Source organism: Helicobacter sp. MIT 01-3238 (assembly GCF_003364135.1).
Lineage (GTDB): Bacteria > Campylobacterota > Campylobacteria > Campylobacterales > Helicobacteraceae > Helicobacter_B.
The window spans coordinates 1-21084 of the sequence record NZ_NXLN01000031.1 but is presented as its reverse complement, the minus strand read 5'-3'; the positions used below and the strand labels follow the sequence as shown (position 1 = coordinate 21084).

At 39.6% G+C, this 21084-nt stretch carries 15 protein-coding genes and 1 pseudogene; 5 read left to right on the top strand and 11 right to left on the bottom strand.

The window, feature by feature from the left end; genetic code table 11:
- Positions 1-3: 3 nt before the first annotated feature.
- Entirely contained in the window at positions 4-624 is a 621-nt protein-coding gene (locus CQA40_RS09520; protein ID WP_147290196.1) for a hypothetical protein, read from the bottom strand.
- Between the two features lie 188 nt (positions 625-812).
- Positions 813-2177, bottom strand: a complete 1365-nt coding sequence (locus tag CQA40_RS09515) for an MATE family efflux transporter (RefSeq protein WP_115520605.1) — start codon at positions 2175-2177, stop codon at positions 813-815.
- Positions 2178-2377: 200 nt separating this feature from the next.
- Here CQA40_RS09515 and CQA40_RS09510 point away from each other — a divergent pair, with 200 nt between their 5' ends.
- The 5 genes from CQA40_RS09510 to CQA40_RS09485 all read left to right on the top strand — a co-directional run bounded on the left by CQA40_RS09510 (position 2378) and on the right by CQA40_RS09485 (position 6832).
- On the top strand, positions 2378-4120 hold the full coding sequence (locus CQA40_RS09510) for a phosphopantothenoylcysteine decarboxylase (RefSeq protein ID WP_115520604.1): 1743 nt from the start codon (positions 2378-2380) through the stop codon (positions 4118-4120).
- Positions 4117-4932: a hypothetical protein gene (locus CQA40_RS09505; protein WP_115520603.1), complete on the top strand. Its 816-nt coding sequence runs from the start codon at positions 4117-4119 to the stop codon at positions 4930-4932. Before CQA40_RS09510 ends, CQA40_RS09505 begins: the two co-directional genes overlap by 4 nt.
- A 639-nt stretch (positions 4933-5571) precedes the next feature.
- On the top strand, positions 5572-5895 hold the full coding sequence (locus tag CQA40_RS09495; RefSeq protein WP_115520601.1) for a hypothetical protein: 324 nt from the start codon (positions 5572-5574) through the stop codon (positions 5893-5895).
- Positions 5889-6575: a tetratricopeptide repeat protein gene (locus tag CQA40_RS09490; protein ID WP_220271915.1), complete on the top strand. Its 687-nt coding sequence runs from the start codon at positions 5889-5891 to the stop codon at positions 6573-6575. The genes CQA40_RS09495 and CQA40_RS09490 overlap by 7 nt, the downstream gene beginning before the upstream one ends.
- On the top strand, positions 6575-6832 hold the full coding sequence (locus CQA40_RS09485) for a hypothetical protein (RefSeq protein WP_115520600.1): 258 nt from the start codon (positions 6575-6577) through the stop codon (positions 6830-6832). The genes CQA40_RS09490 and CQA40_RS09485 overlap by 1 nt, the downstream gene beginning before the upstream one ends.
- 33 nt (positions 6833-6865) lie before the next feature.
- Here CQA40_RS09485 and CQA40_RS09480 read toward each other — a convergent pair.
- The 9 genes and pseudogenes from CQA40_RS09480 to CQA40_RS09435 form a co-directional block, all read right to left on the bottom strand.
- Positions 6866-7603: pseudogene (locus CQA40_RS09480) on the bottom strand (SIR2 family NAD-dependent protein deacylase).
- 57 nt (positions 7604-7660) lie between these two features.
- Positions 7661-8314, bottom strand: coding sequence for an rRNA maturation RNase YbeY (ybeY, locus tag CQA40_RS09470; protein WP_309544453.1), 654 nt, complete (start codon positions 8312-8314; stop codon positions 7661-7663).
- Between the two features lie 63 nt (positions 8315-8377).
- Positions 8378-10795 (bottom strand): ferrous iron transport protein B, encoded by a 2418-nt coding sequence (feoB, locus tag CQA40_RS09465; RefSeq protein ID WP_115520597.1) that lies wholly within the window; start codon positions 10793-10795, stop codon positions 8378-8380.
- Between the two features lie 356 nt (positions 10796-11151).
- Positions 11152-12570, bottom strand: coding sequence for a mechanosensitive ion channel family protein (locus tag CQA40_RS09460; RefSeq protein WP_115520596.1), 1419 nt, complete (start codon positions 12568-12570; stop codon positions 11152-11154).
- A gap of 107 nt (positions 12571-12677) precedes the next feature.
- Complete coding sequence (gene flgA / locus CQA40_RS09455; protein WP_115520595.1) at positions 12678-13451, bottom strand: flagellar basal body P-ring formation chaperone FlgA; 774 nt, start codon at positions 13449-13451, stop codon at positions 12678-12680.
- A 21-nt stretch (positions 13452-13472) separates the two neighbouring features.
- Positions 13473-15611, bottom strand: a complete 2139-nt coding sequence (locus CQA40_RS09450; protein ID WP_115520594.1) for an ATP-dependent helicase — start codon at positions 15609-15611, stop codon at positions 13473-13475.
- A gap of 18 nt (positions 15612-15629) precedes the next feature.
- Positions 15630-18272: a tetratricopeptide repeat protein gene (locus CQA40_RS09445; RefSeq protein WP_115520593.1), complete on the bottom strand. Its 2643-nt coding sequence runs from the start codon at positions 18270-18272 to the stop codon at positions 15630-15632.
- Between the two features lie 123 nt (positions 18273-18395).
- Complete coding sequence (gene serS / locus CQA40_RS09440) at positions 18396-19769, bottom strand: serine--tRNA ligase (protein ID WP_115520592.1); 1374 nt, start codon at positions 19767-19769, stop codon at positions 18396-18398.
- A gap of 382 nt (positions 19770-20151) precedes the next feature.
- Complete coding sequence (locus CQA40_RS09435) at positions 20152-20931, bottom strand: HugZ family heme oxygenase (protein ID WP_115520591.1); 780 nt, start codon at positions 20929-20931, stop codon at positions 20152-20154.
- Positions 20932-21084: the final 153 nt, after the last annotated feature.

Genomic DNA, 21084 nt, shown 5'->3' with positions numbered 1-21084 from the left:
CCTTTATTTTGTCCTTTGCTCTCTAAGTTGTTCCATTTCTTTAGCAGCGATATAGTTATCTAGCACGCGCATATCGCTAGAGTGAGCAGAGGTGATTTTGATGATTTGTGGCGTTATGGCGTGTGCGTATACGGCGATGATTCTTTGCAAGACATTTGGCAATACAAACCTCGCATAATACTCCTCCCCCACCCTGAAGCACTCCTCCTCACAGCATATCACGCCGTGTCCAAACGCAGCCACGCTTGTGTGAAAATCTAGTGCGATTAGCTGTGAGGATTCTCTCATCACTATTCGCTCTATCTTTGCGACTTTTTGGTATATCTGGGACAAAAGCTCAATAATCATCGCATTTGAGCTATCGCTTTCTTTGTTTAGGAAGTGCATAGCTTGACTTATGATGTCATTGCCCTGCTCGCCTAAGACTTGGTATTCTTTTTCTACCACATCTTGGCTAAGGCTTTTTAGCGGTGCGTATTCTAGCTCTAGGACGCAAGGCACGATTCTAGTTTGAATGCCTGCACTTTGTGTGGCTTTGATAAAATATTGCTTGGAATTTGATTCTTTCGTGGAGTGTGTGCTTGGTGTGGTTTCTTGCTTCATTGATTGCTTCACTTGACTCATCTCTTAAAAATTCTCGCTTTTAGATTTTGGGTTTGAATCTGCGCGGATAAAATCTAAACAAATGTGAGATTTTATCATTTTTAGCGAGATTTTACAATCTTTGCGCTAGATTTTGCGTGATTTTCTTATGCAAATAAGCGCGAAAATCATTTAACCAAGCCCTAATAAAATCTCTATGTAAAAAAATCTTAAAAAATATCTTTACCTGTGCGCTTCCAGCTTCCCCTAGCATATACGACATAAAAAAGCCCTGCGCGGATATAAGTCTCCACAAAAATCAGCACAAATACCCACCAAATGCCAAATCCAAGCTCTATCCCCACCCACATAGGAGCTATGCGAAACACCCAAATACTCATAGCATTTATCATAAGGCTTTTTTTGGTTATCCCCGCTCCGCGAAGCACGCCATCAAGCACAAACACCCAAATAAGTGGCACTTGAGAAGCCCCCACCGCCCACAGATACCACTTCGCCACCTCTATGACAGAATCATCATCATAAAAGATTTTACTTAAAGGAGTGGCAAAAACCACCATAAAAATCCCCAAAATCCCCATTACCACACTAGCGATTTGCAAAATCGTTTTATTCAAATCCTCTGCTAGCCACACGCGATTTGCACCTAGATTTTGCCCTGTGAGAGCCATAGCTGCCACCATAAACCCAAATCCCGGCATAAAAGCAAAAGATTCTATCCGTGAGCCGATTTGTGAGCCTGCTACGGCTATATCGCCAAAGCTAGCGATAAACTTCGTAGTAAGCACCAAAGAGCCAAGTGTCAAAAACCGCTCTATGCCTGTGGGAATCCCAATCTTTAGCGCGATATAAAAATATTTCCAAAATATTCCAAAACATTGGATAAAAAACTTGCCTTTTTTCCACGCAAGAAGCGCAAACAATGCTAGCTCCACATAGCTTGTAAGCACGCTTGAGAGCGCAGCACCGATGATTTCTAGTCCTGCACCTAGCTGATAGACACTGCCAAAAACCTCTATACGAACTTCAAAAATCAAAAAATAGTTTGCCACTATGCAAAAAATCGTGCTAAAAATCCGCACGATAAAAATGCTAAGTGTGTTTCCCATAGCAGCAAAGGCTGCGGTGATAATGTTTTTTAGCAGCATTGCAGGGAGGGTAAAAATAGCTATGTTTAAAAACTGCTTGGTTAGCTCGCTTGACTTCTCACTCAAATCAAACCACGAGATAAATCCATCTGTGCCAAGATATGCCACACACACAAATGGAATCCCACAAATCGCACATAGCAAAAAAAGCGTAGAAAACACCATAGATGCACTTGTAGAATCCCTAATACCATAAAGCCTAGAAATCTGAGCATTTGTGCCGATGTAAAATATCGCATTTATCGCAAAAAACATCATCATAAACTGCATAGCGATAGAAACTGCTACAATGTGTTCTTGCCCAAAATACCCCATAAAGAGCATTCCTAATGCCATTACGATAATATCAAGCAATGAATTTGCGCCTGAAGGAAGTGCTATGCGGAGGATTTTGCGCACCTTTTGGCGATAAGTCATTTGTATCATTAAGTGCCTTTTGCCTGCTTTTTGCTACTCTTTTTGTTCTTTGGAATCCTAATTGCAAATGAAATCATACTCTATATAAGATTATCCAAGATAAAGAATGCTAAAATTCTACAAAAGCAAATATTTTTTGCAAAAATTTTTGACACGCAAAATCATAGATTTTGTAGCAAGTATGAAATGGATGCAAAAATGGAGAAAAAATGAAAAATGGCTATGAAAAAATCCAACCACTAAAGCACAAAAATATCTTGCTATGTGTAAGTGGCTCTATCGCAGCGTATAAAGCAATAGAGATTTTAAGTGGTTTAAAAAAACTCGGTGCAAATGTCGCTGTGGTGCTAAGCGAGGAAGCAAAAAGATTTATCTCCCCGCTTAGCTTTGAGGCTATCTCTCATACTCAAGTTTTGCACAAATACACGGAAAGCTGGGTAGATTTTGGAAAATCTTTGGATTTTTGTGATTCTAATTTTTGTGGTAATTTACCCGCTGATTTTCGTGCTGATTCTATCAAAGTCCCTTGCGTTGATTCTACTGCTGATTCTCACACGGATTCCCTTAGTGATTCTAGTGTTTCAAAATCTAGCACCGCAGATTTTGCTCCCTCTTATCCACACCCCAAATCCCACATAGCTTATGCAAAATGGGCGCATATAGTCCTGCTAGCCCCTGCCACTGCAAACACCATAGCCAAGCTCGCTTATGGCATAGCAGATAATCTCATAGTCCAAACCCTGCTAGCTACTAAGCACACGCAAATCCTCCTAGCCCCTGCGATGAATACACAAATGTTTTTATCCCCACAAGTGCAAAGCGCACTTGATAGATTGCAAGACTATGGCTATGAAATAATCCCACCAAAGGAAGCACTACTAGCGTGCGATGAATACGGCATAGGCGCACTTGCAGAAGTAGAAGAAATCATTTTTCGCACTCTTCGGGCTAGCTATATGCGAGATTTGCCACTAAAGATAAAAAATCCTAGCAAAGATTCTAAACAAAATAATTTCTCTCAAAGTGATTTTAAGCGAAAAAATTTTGTGCAAAATGGCTTTTTGCAAAGTGGTTTTTGGGCAGGCAGAGAAGTTATCATCACAGGTGGTGGCGCGACTTCGCCTATTGATACCGTGCGAGCTATCAGCAACCACTCTAGTGGCAAGCAAGCAATCGCCATAGCAAAAGCAGCCTACACGCTAGGGGCAAAAGTTACGCTCATTTCCTCAAAAATCGATAGCTTTTTGCCTAGCCAAATAGAGTGCATAGACGCGCAAAGTAATGATAACTACAAAGAAGCGATAGAATCCAAACTGCGAGATTTTGATAGCTTTGGGGATTGTGCGAATTTTGGTGGTTTTGATGATAGCACAAAATCAAAAAACATAAAAGATAAAACACCTAGCGAGCGCAAAAAACCTGTGCTATTTATGGCAGCTGCACTATGCGACTACGCACTACAATCCCCCAAAACATACAAAATCAAAAAATCCACCTCGCCAAATCTCACGCTAGAGCTACAATCCTGCGAAGATGTCCTAGCAAGCATAGATAGTGAAAAAATCTACAAAGTAGGATTCAAAGCCGAAAGTATCACGCAAAAAAATGAGAAAAACGCGACAGAAAACACCCTAGAAGACGCGCTAAAAAATGCAAAAAAAATGCTTCGTAGAGTAAACGAGGGGGGCAAAGGCTGCTCTTGTGTGTGTCTAAACGCTATCTCAAAAAGCTCTACCCCCTTTGGAGCAGAGGATAATAGCTTTTATTTGCTAGATTCTAGGGCATTACACGATGAAAGTAGCGATGCGTGCGAGAATATCGCGTTTTTGCCATTGCAATCAAAGCTAGAATTATCCTATCAAATCCTTGACTTTGTCCAATCTAGCTTGCAAGGCTCGGTTTTTACAAAAAGTCTATCAAGCACAAAATCAAACACTGCAAAAAACAAATGAATCTAAATCCCCTGCAACAAATGGCAAATCTCGCCAAACTAGATTCTGCTCTAAGCACCCAAAAAGGCGCAAAACATTTTAACGCCTCTCTACCTGTGCTACTAAAAGTCCTATCCCAAAGCAAAAACGGCGAATACCTACTCCAACTAGGCAGGACACAAATCGCCACAAAATCGGCTATAAAGCTAGAAATAGGCAGGAGCTATTGGGCAAATATGCAAAAAAATGCCGCAAATCAAATCGTGCTAAACAACCTCATAAAAAACCCAAAAATAATGGAAAGCCTAAAAAACTCTCCACTAAAACTAAGTCTAAACGACTTAGCAGAGCTACAAAAAAATCCAAAAGACTTCATAAATGAGCTAAAAGAATTTTTGCTAAAAGAGATTACTTTAAGTGAAAATCCAAAAGACTTTAGCGAGCTAGCAAAGTCGCTACTAAGCCTATCTCAAGGCGTTCTTAGCCTAATCATAAGCGATGAGGGCAAGGAGCATTTACTACAAATAGCGCAAAAAAAATCACGCAAAAATCAAGTAGAATTTTATGGGATTTTTCCCTCTTTGGGACCGATAAAAGGTGTGTTTAGCGATTGTGGTGAGGAGGGAAAATATAGAGAGGATACAAAAAAGGGGGATAAAAGCTCTAGTGATAAGCTACTAGCACAGCTTTGGGTGATGAGCGAAAAAATCGCGCTTGCTTTGCAAAAGCATAGGGAGGATTTGGGTGTGGAGTGTGATTTGCGCGTATATGTAGATAGCGCAATAGAGCCACTGCTAGAGCTAGAAAACAACCTGCTAGACATAAAAACATAAAATCTAAATTTGTTTTTGGTGGTTTTTTTTGGTGATTTTTTTTATATTTTTATTTTACAAAGTGAAGTATCTTTAGTAATGACGATTTTGCGTTACTTGTATTTTTACTAGCACAAAGGATACCCACCCCCAAACCCCCTCCACAAAGGGAGGGAGCTTTCATAGAAAAGCAAATATCTTCGTGCTAAGGGAGGGGAAAAGCATAAAAAAAATTCATTGTCATATTTAAGCGCAGGCGAAATATCTCAATGGAAATGTGGATTTGTCATATTGAGCTTTTGCAAAAAGCGAAATATCCAAAAAAGCACTTCTTATAAATTTACATTTTTTTTTTGAGATACTTCGGGCTAAAGCCTCAGTATGACAATAAAAAGCAAAGCAAGGCAAAAACCACAAAAACTAATAAAATCTCACAAGTCCATTACAAATCATCACACAAAGACTTCAAAGCATACTCCGCACAAAATATGTGCAAAATCCCCGCAAAATTTACCTCTACAACATTTCAAACATTTCAAAATTCTCGCAATTTTACAAATCCTCCCAAAATCCCCTCGTGCTTTCCTCACATTAGTATTCTGTTTTTTTTTTTTTTTGTAGTATCGCTTTTGCATAAAATCCATAAAGCAGGAGTGCAAAATGCAAAATAACGATACAACACAAGAAGAAATAGAAAATCTAAAAGAAAAAATCAAAGGCTGGTTTGATAATCCACACCAATTTAATAGCTATATTTTGTTTAATTATATTAAGCTATCTAAGGGTGATTCTTGCAGTATATCAAAGAATGAACTAAAAGAATGGCTAGATAAAGATTTTGATGACAATTTTAGTTCTATGAAGAGTAATGGTGGTCACAATAATGGCAAAATATTTGTAGGAAAAAATAGTGGAATAAGACTAAATAGGGACTTGGCAGACTTTATCATCACAGAATACAAAAGGAGGGGCTTAAAATGGTAAAAGCAAATAACAAGATAGCAAAATGTGTCTTAGCGTGTGGGATTTTGGTAAGCGTGGTAAGTGTAAGTCTAGGGGCGATAAGTGATGAGGGATGGGAGAGAGCTAGGCATAATTGCTATGAAAATGAGGACAAAAATGCGTGTGAAGCACTTATCAATAATTACATAGAAAATGGTTGGGGATTGGAAAATTGCATTAAAGATAATTGTGACATTATTGGAGGACTTTATTATACAGCGGGGCGTTATAGAGAGGCGATACCCTACTTTGAAAAAGCTATTGCTTTGGGGGATAATAGAGCAAGTAGAGTATATAGTTTATTAGCAGGAGCTTATTATAAATTACAAGACTACTATAATGCAAAGAAATACTATGAAATCGCGTGCAATAAAGGCAATGATGAATATTCGCAAGCAGAGGATTGTTACAATCTAGGTGTTTTGTATAATGGAGGGCAAGGAGTGCGCCAAGATTACTACAAAGCACACGAGCTATGGAAAAAAGCCTGTGATATGAAATATGGTTTTGCGTGCAACAATCTGGGTGTGCGATATATTAACGGACAAGGGGTTAGGCAAAATAGCTCCACTGCTAAGCAATACTTTGGTAAAGCCTGTGATTTGGGAAGCCAAAACGGGTGTGATAATTATAGAAAACTAAATAATCAAGGAGTGCAGTAATGGGAATTTTAGAAAAAGATAAGCTACATAAAGTAGAGCCTAAAAAATTCAAAGAAAAACAAATAATATTCGCAAAAAGTGAATATTTTAGTGCAAAAATTGAGGGTAAGCAATTTTTTCAGCTAGGAACTTTTGGAGAAAAGGGGGATAATGAGGGACAAACGATACGATTTGACAGAGACACGGCGATATTTTTGATAGATGTGCTTATCAAAGAGTTTGACTTGCAAGCGGATATAAAAGTCTCTTTTAAGTAAATCCAAACATTTTAAGAAATGCACAACAAACCCCTAAATCCCAAAAAATGCTTCTATTTCTTGCTTGATTTGTGGGATTGCTTCTATGGCTTTGCTATATATGACTTTGTCAAACAATCTCTCATCGATATATGGCGATGGTGCGAGGTTGTTTAGGATTTTTAGTCCTATCTCGCTACTTCGTCCCAAAATCACGCCGATAGGTATGACACTCCCACTTGTGCCTACCACAAGCACACCATCATCTTTGCCAAGTGAGAAAAACACCGCGTTCATCACCTCATATAGTGGCGCATTCTCATAAAAAAACACGATTTTTGGCTTTTGCTTTTTGTTGCCGCATTTGGGACAGGGAGTAGTGCTATCAAAGTGTTCATAGCCTATATCGCTGATATGATGACACTTTGGGCAGATGATTTTGGTTAGCTCTCCGTGCAGGTGGATTACATTTTGCGCACCTGCTCGCTCTAGCAAATCATCGACATTTTGGGTGAGATAGACTACTTCGATAGATTCTCTAGCTAACAAATCTACCAAGTTAGCCAAAAACTCGTGCATAGCATTTGGCTTGACACTTTTTAGCTCCTCTCTACGCAGGTTATAAAACCTATGCACTAGCTAGTAGTTTTTCTCCCAATTTTTAAAATTGCACACTTCAAACGGGTCATAGCTCGCCCACAGCCCATCACTATCGCGAAAAGTGGCTATCCCAGAGTCCGCACTTAGCCCCGCCCCACTAAAAATTACAAGTTTTCTATGCTTTTTACTCATTTTTCACTCCGTGTTAGATTTTGCCTTTTATTGCAAAAGGGCTTATTGCGTAAATAATCATTGTGGAGAATTCGCCCTAGAAATAAGACTTTTTAAGTTTTTGGATAAGTTAAGTTTTTGCATTATCTCACGCTCTTTTTGTCTATGCGCTCCTCTATCTCTCTCGTGGTCAAATCCTAGTAAATGTAGCACTGCGTGGATAAATAAAATAATGATTTCATCATCTAGGCTATGGGCAAATTTTAGACTATTTTTGCGTGCTAGAGGGAGATTTATAACGATACTGCCTAGTAGTAGTGGCAAAAACTCGCTAGAATCTAGCGATGATAAATCTTGCAATTTCGCAAGCAAAAAATCTGCTAAAGGCGAATCTGCAGAATCTGTAAGCGGGAAATCTACAAGGGGGAAGCTTAGCACATCGGTAGCATAGTCTTTGGCTAAAAATTCTTTGTTGATTTTGCGCACCTTTGCAGTGCTTACAAATACTAGCTCGATATGGATTTTTTCGCAGATATTTTTACCATCGCGACAAAAATAGCCCAAAGCAGAATCTAAAGAAGTAGAGTCTAAAGTAGATTTTGAAGCAGAATCCAAATCGCAATCCAAGCTAGAATCTAGCACACTCTCAAGCACCACACCAAGCGTAGAATCTAAGCGAGATTCTATCCCTTGAGGCAGTGCGCTTCTTGTGTGGTTGCATATCTCTAGCAAGGCCATCCTTTTTGTGGGAAAAGTATTGGTGGCAATCTGCAAAAAACCCTTGCAAGAGCCTAGCTACCCCATAAAAAAGCTATACCCAAGCAACGCCACCCAATACGAAATAAGTGAAAAAATATACGCCACAATAGTAGTAAAAACAAATAAATATCCAACAAACTTGATTCCCCCAGCCTCACGCCCAAAGCTAATAGTCGCCGCAAAGCAAGGGATATAAAACATCACAAACACTACAAATGCCACTGCGCTAGGAAAAGAAATGCTATCTCTTAGCATTTGCTGCAAAGAGCTAGAGTCCTCCTCTACGCCCTCGCCAAGTGAGTAGAGAACGCCAAGTGTGGATACGACAACTTCCTTTGCTGCAAATCCTGTAACTATCGAAATAGACAACCTCCAATCAAACCCCATAGGAGCAAACACAGGCTCCAAAATCTCCCCTACTCTACCCGAGTAAGTATCGCGCAAAAACTTCTCTTTTTGCTCGTTTTCTAGATGGGTGATTTCCTCGTTTTTTTGCTCTTCGCTAAGGTTTTTACTCTCTAGCACTTCTTGTTTTTTGGCTTCATAGATTTCATCTATTTGCGGATTTTTGGGGTATTGTGAAGCAAACCAAATCAGCACAGAAGCGATAAGGATAAATCCACCAGCTTTTTTTAGAAACATAACTACCTTGCCCCAGATACTAAACCACACGGTGCGAAAATTTGGGATTCTGTATTTTGGCATTTCCATTACAAATGGTTCATCTCTGCCACGAAAAAGCGATAGTTTTAGCACTTTTGCCATCATCAGTGCCACCGCCCCACCAAGCACATAAATCCCAAAAAGCACAAATCCAGCGTATTTTTCAGGGAAAAACGCTCCCACAAATAGCACATAAATAGGCAATCTAGCCGAGCAGCTCATAAAGCCAATCACAAAAAGCGTGATAAGTCGTTCGTTTTGGTTTTTTAGCGTGCGGGTAGCCATATATGCAGGCACAGAGCAGCCAAACCCCGCAATCATAGGGATAAAACTTTTGCCGTGCAAGCCAAATTTGTGCAAAAATCCGTCAAACAAAAATGCCACTCTAGCCATATATCCGCTCCCCTCCAAAATCGCAATCCCAAAATACAACACCGCAATGAGTGGCAAAAATGCTAGCACCGTGCCTACACCACCGATGATACCATCACAGATAAGTGAGATAGCTTGAGGGTGGCTTACAAGCACTTCGCCCAAAAACTCTCCAAACTTGGCAAAACCCTCCTCTATGTAGTCCTTTGCAAAACCACCGACATAGAAAGTCATCTCAAAAAGCAAAAACATAAGCAAAAAGAAAATAGGCAAGCCAAAAAATTTGTGAAGCAAAATAAAATCTATGCGCTTTGTGCGCTCTAGCGAGCTTGGCATATCAAAGTCTTTTTTGCGAAAATTTTTGCCAAAATGTGTAGAGAGATTTGTAGAGAAGTTCTTAAGGTGGGATTTTGTAGGATTTGCGCTAGGTTTTAGGCTTGTGTGGCTTTGGGCAGAATCTAAAGAATTTATGGAATCCGCAGAATCTGTGCTTGTTTCTCGCACTAGATTTGCTTCATCTAGCAAGGGTGGTTTTTTGTAGCTTAGCACCTCTTGGGCTGCGCCTTGTGCGAAGCTTATAGAATCTTGGTTAAAAATGCTTTGGATATTTTCTTCCCCACTTTGTTTTGTGAGATTTGCACTTACTTCATTGACAAACTGTGTAACTTGCGTATAACAAGGCTTGTCGTGCAAATAAGCATATAGATTTGTATCAAGCCGAAGTAGCAAAATCGCTATGATTCTGCTTGAGAGTGCTTCTTTTTGACTAGGATAAGAATTTAGCTCATAAAAACTTTTTTGGAGCAAAAACTCTTCAATTTTACCAATGCTAGATTCTAGCAAATCATCATAAATGCGCTTTGGCTCGCAAAATGGCTTGTTGTGCGTATCTATGAGTGTGTCAAATAGTGTGTGGATATTGTGTCGTTTTTGCGCTGAAATAGGTATGCAAGCCACGCCCAATATCTCACTTAGTAGCTCTGTGTCAATCTCTATGCCATCAGCTTTTGCCTCATCTATCATATTTAGCCCTAGCACGCACTTCACACCAAGCCCCATTATTTGCGCACTTAGAGCGAGATTTCGCGCTAGATTGGTAGAATCTAGCACATTTAGCACGATGTCATATTGCCTAGATTCCAAAAAATCTTTGGTGATTTTCTCATCTGGCGAATAGTCATTTAGGCTATAAGTCCCGGGCAAATCCACGATATTGATTTGAGTGCCTTTGTAGCTGAAGCGCACTTCATCTTTTTGCACCGTTACACCGCTAAAATTCCCCACTTTTAGGTTTGCGCCACTTATAGCGTTGATAAGAGAGCTTTTGCCGACATTTGGCTGACCGACAAGGGCTATTGTAAGCTGGGAAGTAGAATGGGTGTTTTGTTGCGAGGGTTGTGAAAGGGGTTTTTTTGTCATAGTGCTACTCCATTAGGTTTTTGGCTAGATTTGGCTTGTTTGTAAATGTATTTGCGAATATTTTGCAAGTGCTTTTTATGTGGATTTTACGCAAAAATAGCTGATAAAATCCACAAAAAATCCTCTAAAAATCATCTAGTGATTTTTTAAATCGTTATTGTAATATAAAAATCATTATTTTGAGTTTAATTATTAGCTTTTATCAAAAATACACAAATAATGAGAATCAACGCATTTTTTAGCGCAAAATATAGCCTTGAAAAATATAGCGTTGTGTGCAAAATTTATAACGCACAAAAAATATAAAATCTAGCAAAACTAGATTTTGCATAGAATCTATAAATGTCTATCTTTTGTTATGTTGTCTTTTGGGGTATATTTGCAAGTGTGTTTTGTGGCATTTGCTCGATATACACACTTTGACTTGGGAATGCAAAACTAAGCCCCATAGACTCTACTATACGCATTATCTCTAGCAAAATCTCCTCTTTTGTAAGCAAAAATTCTCCATAGCTTATGGCTTTGCTAAAGCAATACACCAAAATATCTATTGAGCTATCGCCTAGCTCATTAAGCACGACATATACGCTACCTTTGTAGCCTAGATAATCATCAACCGAAATAATATCTTGCTTAAAAGAAATGCTAAAATCTAACCCTTCTTTTTCATCGCTATCTTTGGCGATTTTGGGGTGCTCTAGTAGCATATTTTTTATCACTTTGGCACACTCACACACCTGCTCTCGTGAAGTGGAGTATGTAAGTCCTATATTTAGCTTTATAAGCCTGCCTGCTTTTCTGCGACTCCAATTTATAATAGATTTGTTTGCTAGCTCGGAGTTTGGGATAAGCACTAGGGCGTTATCACTTGTGCGGATAGTCGTGCGGCGCAGTCCCATCTCTACCACTACGCCATCTACGCCACCACATTCGATTCTATCGCCTTGCGAAAATGAATTATCAAAAAGCAACATTACAGAGGCGAAAAAATTGGCAAGCATATCTTTGACAGCTAGTGCCACAGCTAGCCCACCAAGCCCGAGTGAAGCGATGATTGCTGAAATATTAAAGCCCAAGATTTTCAAAATCCACAAAAACATAATGATGACGATGAAAAAATACGCAATTTTTAGCAAAAGATTTAGCACTTCTTTGCGAAAATGCTGCGTGGTGTTTTTTTGGGTGATAGTGCTTATAAACACCGCTGCATATCCCCTAAGCGCGATAATGATAAACCACCCAAAATTTATCACATAGCCCACAGAAAACCATTTTTCCAGCTCCTTTGGGCTAAGGCTTGGGTAATACAAAATATTGATACTTATATCAAGGCTTAGCAAAAACAAAAACAGCGAAACAGGCTTGATAATCTCACGCTGGATTTTGCTCTGTGCGTCCTTATCCTGCTTGGCTAGATGAAAACTAAGACTAATAAGCCACATAACAAGTCGTGTCAAAATCCTGCGAAATAGCCACAAAAACCCAAATGCAATGAGTGATAAAATTACCCGAAGTATCAAGGGGCTAGCATAAGATTCTAGCTTGGCGTTTATAAAAGCCACTTCAAGCAAGCTAAGAGAATGCTTGATTGCAGAATCAAAGGCTTTGATTTGCAAAGGATTGTAAGTAGTGTCAGTGTTTAGCACTTGGCTTGTTTGTGTTGATTCTAGCTCGCTTGCCAAAGCAAAATCCACCAAAAACACACCACAAAAAATCAAAGCTAATATTCTTATTTGATTTAGGATTTTCTCACGCATTTTTTTTTGATTTGACATTGTTTTTCCTTATTTTTGTTTTTATGGCTTTTGGTGTTTGGTTTGTGCTAATGCGCTTTATGAAGCATTTGAAGCATTTTTGGTTTGTCATTATACCAAAAAGTGTTTTACAAAATCTCGCCCACTCCCTCATCGACAATCCGCACTTGCAAGATTTTGCCACTTTGGAGATTCTGTGCTTTTATGATATTGCCTTTTGAGCCGTTTTGCAGGGCTTTTAGCGCGATTTGAGCCTGCATAGATTGTGATTTATAAAGCCCTATGATTTTGTCGCCTTTGCGAACCAAAATCCGCTCTTGGACTTTATCGCGGGTGATGATAGAGTTTGGTGGGATAAGCGAGCGAGCAGAGACATTTCCTATTTCTTGGGGTGGCAGGGGATTTCCTTTTATAGCAGAGAGGCTTATCCATTGCGTTTGTGTGTTTTGCTGCGTTATGTCTGTGCCTGTTTTTATTGATAGTGTTGCTTGGACTATAAGGACATTTGCATAGATATGATAGCCAATAGGCACAGAAACCACCCCTTTGCCCTGCAAAATCGTAGCGATAATCGTCCCGCTTGGCTTTTTAGTAGCGTTACTTGGCAGGCTTAGCTTACGGATTTTGGCTTTTGGGTTTAAGCTTTTTGGTATGTCTATGCTTATGCTTTCTAGCTCAAAGTGCGGATACAATGCCCTATATTGAGAGAGAATGTATTCTTTTATATTATCCTCATTTGCTATGTCTTGTGCGATTATGTCTTTGGTGTCTTGTAGGCTTTGTAAGGGGGGTTGCAAAGCGTTATCTTGCACTGCCAAAGCAAAATGACATACACATAAGCACACTACCCCAAAAATCTTGCCAAAATTCTTGTAAGTTTTTAGTATTTTTTTTAGCCACATTTACACACCTTTGATTTTAGTTTAGATTTTTTCTACAAAATCCTGCATTATCACGCGCACATTTCCACCAAAATTGATATGCAGTTTGTCCCCTTGCACTTCTTTTATGATGCCCGCACCAAAGATTTTGTGCCTCACAGCTTCGCCATTTCTGAAGCGATATGTTTTATCCCCATCATTATCGCTATTTTGACTACTTGGACTATCTAGCAGGATTTCATCTAGCTCATTGCTTTTGGGGTTTTTTTGTAATATATTTGCTTCATAGAGGAAAGGCGATAAGTCCATAATCTCGCGCCTGCCTTTATAAAACCTTGAGCGCACACTTGAAGTAAATAGTTTGTCTTTTGCTCGGGTAAAAGCCACATAGCCAAGCCTCCTTTCCTCTTCTAAATCGCTCTCATCACGCACAAGAGGAAAAAATCCTTTTTCCATTCCCACTACAAAAACATATTCAAATTCTAGCCCTTTTGCGCTATGCACGCTCATTAGGCATACACAATCTTGCAATGGCACATCTAGCCCAGAGCTAAGCGATAAATCGCCCAAAAAATCACTCAAAGAGTTGTGTGGATTTTGCGTGATATAGTCGCGGAAATATCCATAAAATTCGTGCACATTTGCTAGTCTGTCGATTTCATCGTGTTTGTTTTTGACTTCATCAATGACTTGGATTTTTTCTCCAAAATCAGCCAAAAACTTTAGCGGACTTTCCTCTAGTGCCTTTTGCAAGTCTTGCAAAATCACAAAAAGTTTTTCTAGCTCGTTTTTTTGTGCAGGGCGCAAAATAGAATCCAAATGCCCTAGTTTGTATGCTTCAAAGACGCTTATGCCAAGCGATTCTGCAAGGGAGAAAATCTTTTTTTGCACCACTTCTCCTATGCCTCGCTTTGGTGTGTTTATGATTCGCTTTAGGCTAAAATCATCACGCATATTTACCACAAGGCGGAAATATGCCAAAATGTCTTTTATCTCCGCTCGCTCATAGAATCGAATCGCGCCGATGAGTTTGTAGGGAATCTTAGCGCGATTTAGCCCCTCTTCTATACTTCTTGAGAGGGCGTTTAGGCGAAACAAAATCGCAATTTCTTGTGGATTTGTCCCATTATTTATGAGTTTGGCGATTTTTTGTGCGATAGTGTTTGCTTCTGCATTTTCATCATAGCTATAAATATGCTCGACATTTTCGCCCTGCCCGCGCGTGGATTCTAGCTGCTTGCCTAGCCGCGAGGTATTGTGCGTGATTAGGGCGTTTGCGGCTTCTAGTATGGGGGCTTTTGAGCGGTAGTTTGATTCTAGTTTGATGACTTTTGCGTTATCAAAACTTTGGGCAAATCCCAAAATATAGCCTATATCAGCCCCTCTCCAACTATAAATACTCTGGTCATCATCGCCTACCACACATAGATTTTGATGAGTGGCGCAAAGTTTTTTTAGCAACGCTACTTGCAAAAGGTTTGTATCTTGGTATTCATCAACCATAATGTATTGGTATTTTTGTGAGGTTTGAGCGCATAGATTTTCATCACTATCCAAAATCCTAAAACTTAATAGCAACAAATCATCAAAATCCACCATATTGTTTTTTAGCAAAAATTCCTCATATTTTTCATAGATTTTGCTTAGCATTTTTTGTTGTGGAGTTTTTGCAGATAGTGTCGCATTTTTTGCTGAAATGAGTGCGTTTTTTTGGTTTGAGATATAGCCCAAAATCATCGCCGTTTGCATACTAGAATCAATCTGCTTGATGATTCGCTTTTGGTCATCAGTGTCTATAAGTGTAAAAGTAGCTTCTCGTCCTAAGTGTGAAATATGAAGTCGCAAAAAAAACAAACCAAAGCGATGAAAAGTGCATAAAAGTGGTGGAGGTAATGACAAAAAGGATTGAGCGAAGTTTGCTTCTTTTGCTCCATTTTTGTTGCTAGATTCTCTAAGTAGATTTAGTGCGCGCTCTTTCATTTCGCTAGCAGCTTTGTTGGTAAAAGTAAGAGTAAGCGTAGAATCTGGGGAAATCCCAACTTCTTTTATGAGGTAGGCTAAGCGTGAAGTAAGCGTCTTTGTCTTGCCACTGCCTGCACCTGCTAAGATTAGCAATGCCCCATCAATATGCGTAGCGGCTTCTTTTTGCTTAGGATTTAGAGAATCTAGGAGGTGAGACATTATAAGACTTTAGTGCGTTTAAGTGTCTAAAAGCGGATTTGTTACGGGCTGTTGTGCGGGCTGTGGTAGCTGATTTTCATCAAGTTGTGGATTTTGCTGTGTGCTTTGTTGTGCATTTTGTTGCACACTTTGCTGTGTAGAGCTTTGATTTTGTGCGGACTTTGTATCCACTTCTTGCGTAGGATTTGGTGGGTTGTCTTCTGGATTGCCGTTGTTTTTGCTTACAAGCTCATAGGAGTGGATTTTTTGCGTATCAATTTGGAAATCAAAAAATTGGGAGTGAAAATTTGGCACAGCGATAAAGTTATAATTAAGTGCGGCAGTTTTTAGATTGTTTGCAGCGTGGTAGAGTAGCCCTAGTCCATATCGTGCTTCATAAGCGGTGGGGGTTTCCATTTTGGCTAGCTGAAGTAGTAGCACAGCATCAGGATAGTTGCCCGCACCCACCGCACTTACCGCAGCTAAAAATCGCGTATGACTATCGCCCTCTTTTAGCTCATCTACAAGCGTGGTGTAGATACTATATGCTTTTTGGAATTCTCTCTGATAGAGATATATCGCACCGAGTGTTTGCATAGTGCCTCTAGGGTCGTTCTCATTTGCGATAAGGTAGTTTTGCATTATGCGGGCTTGATTTTGCAGTGAGCCTGTTACAAACCCTGTGTAGACATACAGCTCTCTAGGAAATGCGCCACCTAAGTGCAAAGGACGCAAATCAAGGGATTTTTGGTTAAAAAGATTATACATACTTATGCTTATATCTTGGAGATTATCCCCAAAGCTACCCACAAGGATAGATAAAATATTTGCCACAATGTCGTTTGGATAGATATTTTTAAGCTCGTTTATATTTTCTAGCATTTCTTTTTTGTTTTTGCTTTTTAGCGCGTAGATAAACTCAAGCACATAATAAATCGGTTCTTTGACTTTTGCGTTTTTTATCCAATCTCGCTCTTGGAATTGATTGTCATTTAGATAGTTTAGGAAGTTTTCGATATATGCTTTTTTTGTAGGGTTGCTAATCTCCTCATCATAAAATCTTTGCATCAAATCATTATTGATTCTATTTGTGTTTTTGTTGCTAAATCTACCTGCTAGAACGGCAAAAATCCCTGATATATAATCGCTCTGGTCTAAATAATACGCACGGATAAAATGCGAATACGCATCATCATAATGCCCTAGTTGCGCTAGCACAAGTCCTAAGTTATAATACAAAATCGCGTGGTTGGGGTTGTTTTTGGTTGCTTCTTGTAGAAAGCCGAGTGCTTCGCGCAAATTTTTGCTCTCAAGCTCTACAAGCGTCCTTAGAATCTGTTTATCGATTTTGGAAGTCGTAGAGCTACGAAGTAGCATATTTTTTCCCTCTGTGATATTGATATGCGTAAGGCTTGAGGCTTGAGAGATTTCTTCTAATGCCCTCTTTGCGTCAAACACACGATAAGGCGCGTAATAAAAAAGCATTTTATAGCCTAGTTTGTCTTTGTTTTCAAAGTCTCTTTCCCAAAACATTCTTTGAGCCAAAGCTATATCAAAAAGCTCGGGGTTGATTATCACTTTGATAGGATAAATTTTTTGCGCTTTTTCTTGGAATCCCCTATTTGAAGCGATAGATTCTAGTGAATTTGCCGCACCCATATAATTCCCAAGTTTTAAGTCAATAAGCCCTAGTGCCAGCATAGAATCAATATCTCTTGGATTTGCTCTTAAATAGTTCATCAAGTGCGTTTTTGCTTTTGGGTATTGTGCCATTCGTGCATAAAGTAGCCCTATGGTTTTGTCATCTTTTGGGGTGGCGACTTTTTGGATATTTTTTAGCGCATTTTCATCATCGCTAAAAATCGTAAAAATATGCGCTGCAAGCCTTGCGTTTTGAGTAGTGAAGTCTTTAGAGTTTGGATTTAGCAAGGGGGAGAGTGTCTCAAAGTAGTTGCCCTTGTAGTAGGAAAGTAGTGCATAAGCATAGCTAAAAAACGGCTCATTTGCGATTTCGGCTAGATTATCACGCGCTAGATTTAGGTAATGGCTTGATAAATCATAGCGATTGATTTTTAGCGCGGCAATCGCTGCATTTATCGAGCTTGCCGAGATATTTTGTCCTGTTTCTATGGAGTCAGAATACGCCACGATAGAGTCTTCATAGGAGTTGTTTTTTAGCTGGATTGTGCCTAGATTGTAGTTGGCTATGGATTGAGAAAAATCCGCGATTTTGCGAAAAACCTGATAGGCTTCCTTGTGTAAGCCTTGCTGAAATAATAGATTTCCTTTGATGATTAGATTGTCCATATTGGATTCTTTGATTTCATCACTTGCTTCTGGCAAAGGAGTATTTACAATCTCATCAATCTCTGCTTGCGTGTAAGTCCTCTCTGTGAATTCCTCCTCCTCGTCCTCCTCGCTTTTGGGTGATAGGGCTAGGATAAGGACGATGATGAGTATGATGATGAGTGCGAGCACACCGCCCAAAATCCCAAAAAAAAGTGGCTTGTTTTTGTAGATTTTCTCAAAAGTAGGATTTTCTAAAAGTGGCGCAACAAGCGGGTCTAAATATGCGGAAATTTTTTGGGCTAGCCCACCAAGTTTGCCACCTGCATTTGCGCTAGATTGCTCACTAGCTTGTGTTTCTTGTATGCTGTTAATGTTACTTGGCTCTGGTGGCATTTTTCCCCTTCGTATTCTCTCTTGTAAAATTATGAAATATGTAGCTACAAAATTAGGCTATTCTGCTTGCGTGCTAGATTTCGCAATTTGTGCGATATGTCGGCGCACAAATCACACCTTTAGTTAGTGCATATCTAGCACATTTCGTGCCATATATGGAATCAAAACTTTGGGAATCTCTATCTCGCCATTTTCTTTTTGGTAATACTCCATTATCGCAGCTAGACATCGCCCCACTGCAAGTGAAGAGCCATTTAGCGTGTGTGCAAGGGCGTTTTTGCCATTTTCTTTGTAGCGGATTTTTGCTCTACGCGCTTGAAAATCACGCGTGTTTGATACCGAGCTAATCTCTCGATATTTCCTCTGCCCTGCAAACCACACTTCTATATCCACAGTGTTGCTAGCACTAAATCCCAAATCCCCACTGCATAACTGCACTAGCCTATGAGGTAGCTCTAGTGCTTGTAAAATCGAGCTAGCACATTCTATCATTTTTGCCTGCATAGCTTGACTTTGGCTTGGGTGAGTGATAGCTACTAGCTCTACTTTGTCAAATTGGTGTTGGCGAATGATACCGCGTGTATCTCGCCCTGCACTCCCAGCTTCTTTGCGAAAGCAAGGGGTTTGGGCTGTTAGGCAGATAGGCAAATCATCTGCGTTTATGATTGTGTCGTTATAGAGATTTGTAAGAGTGATTTCAGAAGTAGAGATGAGATAGAGTGCGCTTTTGGACTCGCTAGATTGTGCTTCATCGTTTGACTCGTGTGATTCTGTGCTTTGCTCTAGATTGTCTTGGGCGATTTTAAACATATCTTCTTCAAATTTTGGCAACTGCCCCGTGCCAAAGAGCATTTTTTCATTTACGATTACGGGTGTGGAGATGATTTCAAATCCAGCCCTTTCATTCATATCAAGCATAAAGTTTATAAGCGCGCGAGACAATCTAGCCCCCTGCCCTCGCAAAACGCTAAAACGCGATTTTGCTAGCTTCACACCCGCACCGAAATCTATCCATTTCCCCCTATTGTCGCTTTGTTTGTTGTGCCACTCGGCTAGCTCCCAATGCTCCTTTGGAGTGAAGCTAAACTCTTTTGGGGTAAGGATACGGTCTATTTCGACATTTTGATTTTCATCTGTGCCTATGGGTGTGGATTCATCAGGGATATTTGGGATTTGGGCTAGCACAAAATCTAGCTGTTCTTTTGCTTCTCTTACAAGTGCTTCGTTTTTGGATATTTGAGATTTGTTTGATTCTAGCTTTTCTTTTAGGGCTAGCACTTCGCTGTCGTTTTTATCGCGCTTTTGTGCCATTAGTGCGCCAAAATTTTTGGATTCTTTGTTTTGGGATTCTTGCAGAGATTCTAGGGCTTGTTTTTGTGATTTGTAGTTTTTGGCGAGGTTTGATAGGTTTTCTAATTGTTCTTTTGGTAGATTGCGAGTGGATAGCTTTTGGGCTATGGTGTCAAAGTCGTTTAGAAGTAGCTTTATATCTATCATTAGTATGCCTTTGTGGAGATTTTGTAAGGATTAAAAAGCACGAAAACGCGTGTCAAGCCGTGCGTGATTGCGTAATTATAGCAAAATATACTAAAAAGAAAAAATAAGCAGAAGTAAAAAAGAAATACTAATAAAGAAAGAGTGATAAAAACGAAATCCCCCAATTCCCAAAGGAGAGAGTAGAGAAAAGGGGTATTTCGTTGAAAAGGAAGATAATGCCATTTAGGCGTTGCTTGCAAGACTTGGTTGCAAGATTTTACAAAACCTTGTGCGAAATCTCACAAGCTACCTAAACAAATCACAACAACTAAAGGAGACCCACCGCTCAACCTACCCTATTACGCCTTTAGTTGCCTTATTTCGCATTTAGTTGAATTTTGTGCTATGCTCCTTTGTGTGGGAATTTGTGTGGAGAGCCACCGCCAGCACCACCTGTGATATGGCTAGCTTTACCATCTTTTATGAGATATGCCTCTCCAAATCCTTTGACAAATCGCCCGCCTTGTGGCTTAAGCTCAATAAGGTGGAAATCTGCAAAATCGCGTATGGTTTTGATTCCGCCACCTCCGCCACTTTGCTCTATGAAGCTATCATAGACTTCATCAAACTCCCCGCCACCTCGTTGTATAAATCTAGGCTCTACTCGGTAGCGAAGTCTTTTGCGCAAAATCACAGATTTTGCCTTGCTCTCATCTTCTAAAAACATTAGCTCAATATTTTCAGGGTGAGACTTGATAGAGCTAAAATGCTCTCCAACCTCGCTAATGTAGATAAAAAATTTCTCTTTATGATGAATCACAGGTGCGTAAGTGCAAAGCACCTCGCCTTTTGGGCTAAGCGTAGCAAGACAAGCAGAACCAAAGCTTTTGGCAAACTCGACTATCTCTCTTTCTACTTTGCCCAAATCCTTGCTTTGCTCAATGCTTTTGCATAGCTCGATAATCGTGTCGCGTAGATTTTCTTGCGTGGCTTTTTGTGGGAATTCTACGCGAAGTTTGCCCCCGCTATGAGCTATGTCTAGCCCCTCTAAATCAATACTTTCTAATAGGACATTTTTTGGTTCATCTACATTGCCAAATTTTTTAAGCAATGCTTCTAGCTCTTTGCTGTGGTGGTCGTTCATATGGGAAATGTAACCCTTTATGACTTCTGCAAAATCCATTGTTGCTCCTTTAAATTGTGAAAAATATGAGTAGGATTATAATACAAGAAAACTTAAAGTTTTATTAGAAATGAGATTGTTTATCGAATATTCTTAAAAATACTAAAAAAATGCGAAAGTTAAAAATCTCATATTTCCCTATTTATAGTGGTT

What these genes read in the sequence shown, in the direction of transcription:
- CQA40_RS09510 (WP_115520604.1), top strand. Translation starts at nt 2,378, where the DNA reads ATGAAAAATGGCTATGAAAAAATCCAACCACTAAAGCACAAAAATATC.
- CQA40_RS09495 (WP_115520601.1), top strand. Translation starts at nt 5,572, where the DNA reads ATGCAAAATAACGATACAACACAAGAAGAAATAGAAAATCTAAAAGAA.
- CQA40_RS09460 (WP_115520596.1), bottom strand. Translation starts at nt 12,570, where the DNA reads ATGTCAAATCAAAAAAAAATGCGTGAGAAAATCCTAAATCAAATAAGA.
- CQA40_RS09435 (WP_115520591.1), bottom strand. Translation starts at nt 20,931, where the DNA reads ATGGATTTTGCAGAAGTCATAAAGGGTTACATTTCCCATATGAACGAC.
- CQA40_RS09445 (WP_115520593.1), bottom strand. Translation starts at nt 18,272, where the DNA reads ATGCCACCAGAGCCAAGTAACATTAACAGCATACAAGAAACACAAGCT.
- CQA40_RS09450 (WP_115520594.1), bottom strand. Translation starts at nt 15,611, where the DNA reads ATGTCTCACCTCCTAGATTCTCTAAATCCTAAGCAAAAAGAAGCCGCT.
- feoB (WP_115520597.1), bottom strand. Translation starts at nt 10,795, where the DNA reads ATGACAAAAAAACCCCTTTCACAACCCTCGCAACAAAACACCCATTCT.
- CQA40_RS09485 (WP_115520600.1), top strand. Translation starts at nt 6,575, where the DNA reads ATGGGAATTTTAGAAAAAGATAAGCTACATAAAGTAGAGCCTAAAAAA.
- flgA (WP_115520595.1), bottom strand. Translation starts at nt 13,451, where the DNA reads ATGTGGCTAAAAAAAATACTAAAAACTTACAAGAATTTTGGCAAGATT.
- CQA40_RS09520 (WP_147290196.1), bottom strand. Translation starts at nt 624, where the DNA reads ATGAGTCAAGTGAAGCAATCAATGAAGCAAGAAACCACACCAAGCACA.
- CQA40_RS09505 (WP_115520603.1), top strand. Translation starts at nt 4,117, where the DNA reads ATGAATCTAAATCCCCTGCAACAAATGGCAAATCTCGCCAAACTAGAT.
- CQA40_RS09515 (WP_115520605.1), bottom strand. Translation starts at nt 2,177, where the DNA reads ATGATACAAATGACTTATCGCCAAAAGGTGCGCAAAATCCTCCGCATA.
- CQA40_RS09490 (WP_220271915.1), top strand. Translation starts at nt 5,889, where the DNA reads ATGGTAAAAGCAAATAACAAGATAGCAAAATGTGTCTTAGCGTGTGGG.
- serS (WP_115520592.1), bottom strand. Translation starts at nt 19,769, where the DNA reads ATGATAGATATAAAGCTACTTCTAAACGACTTTGACACCATAGCCCAA.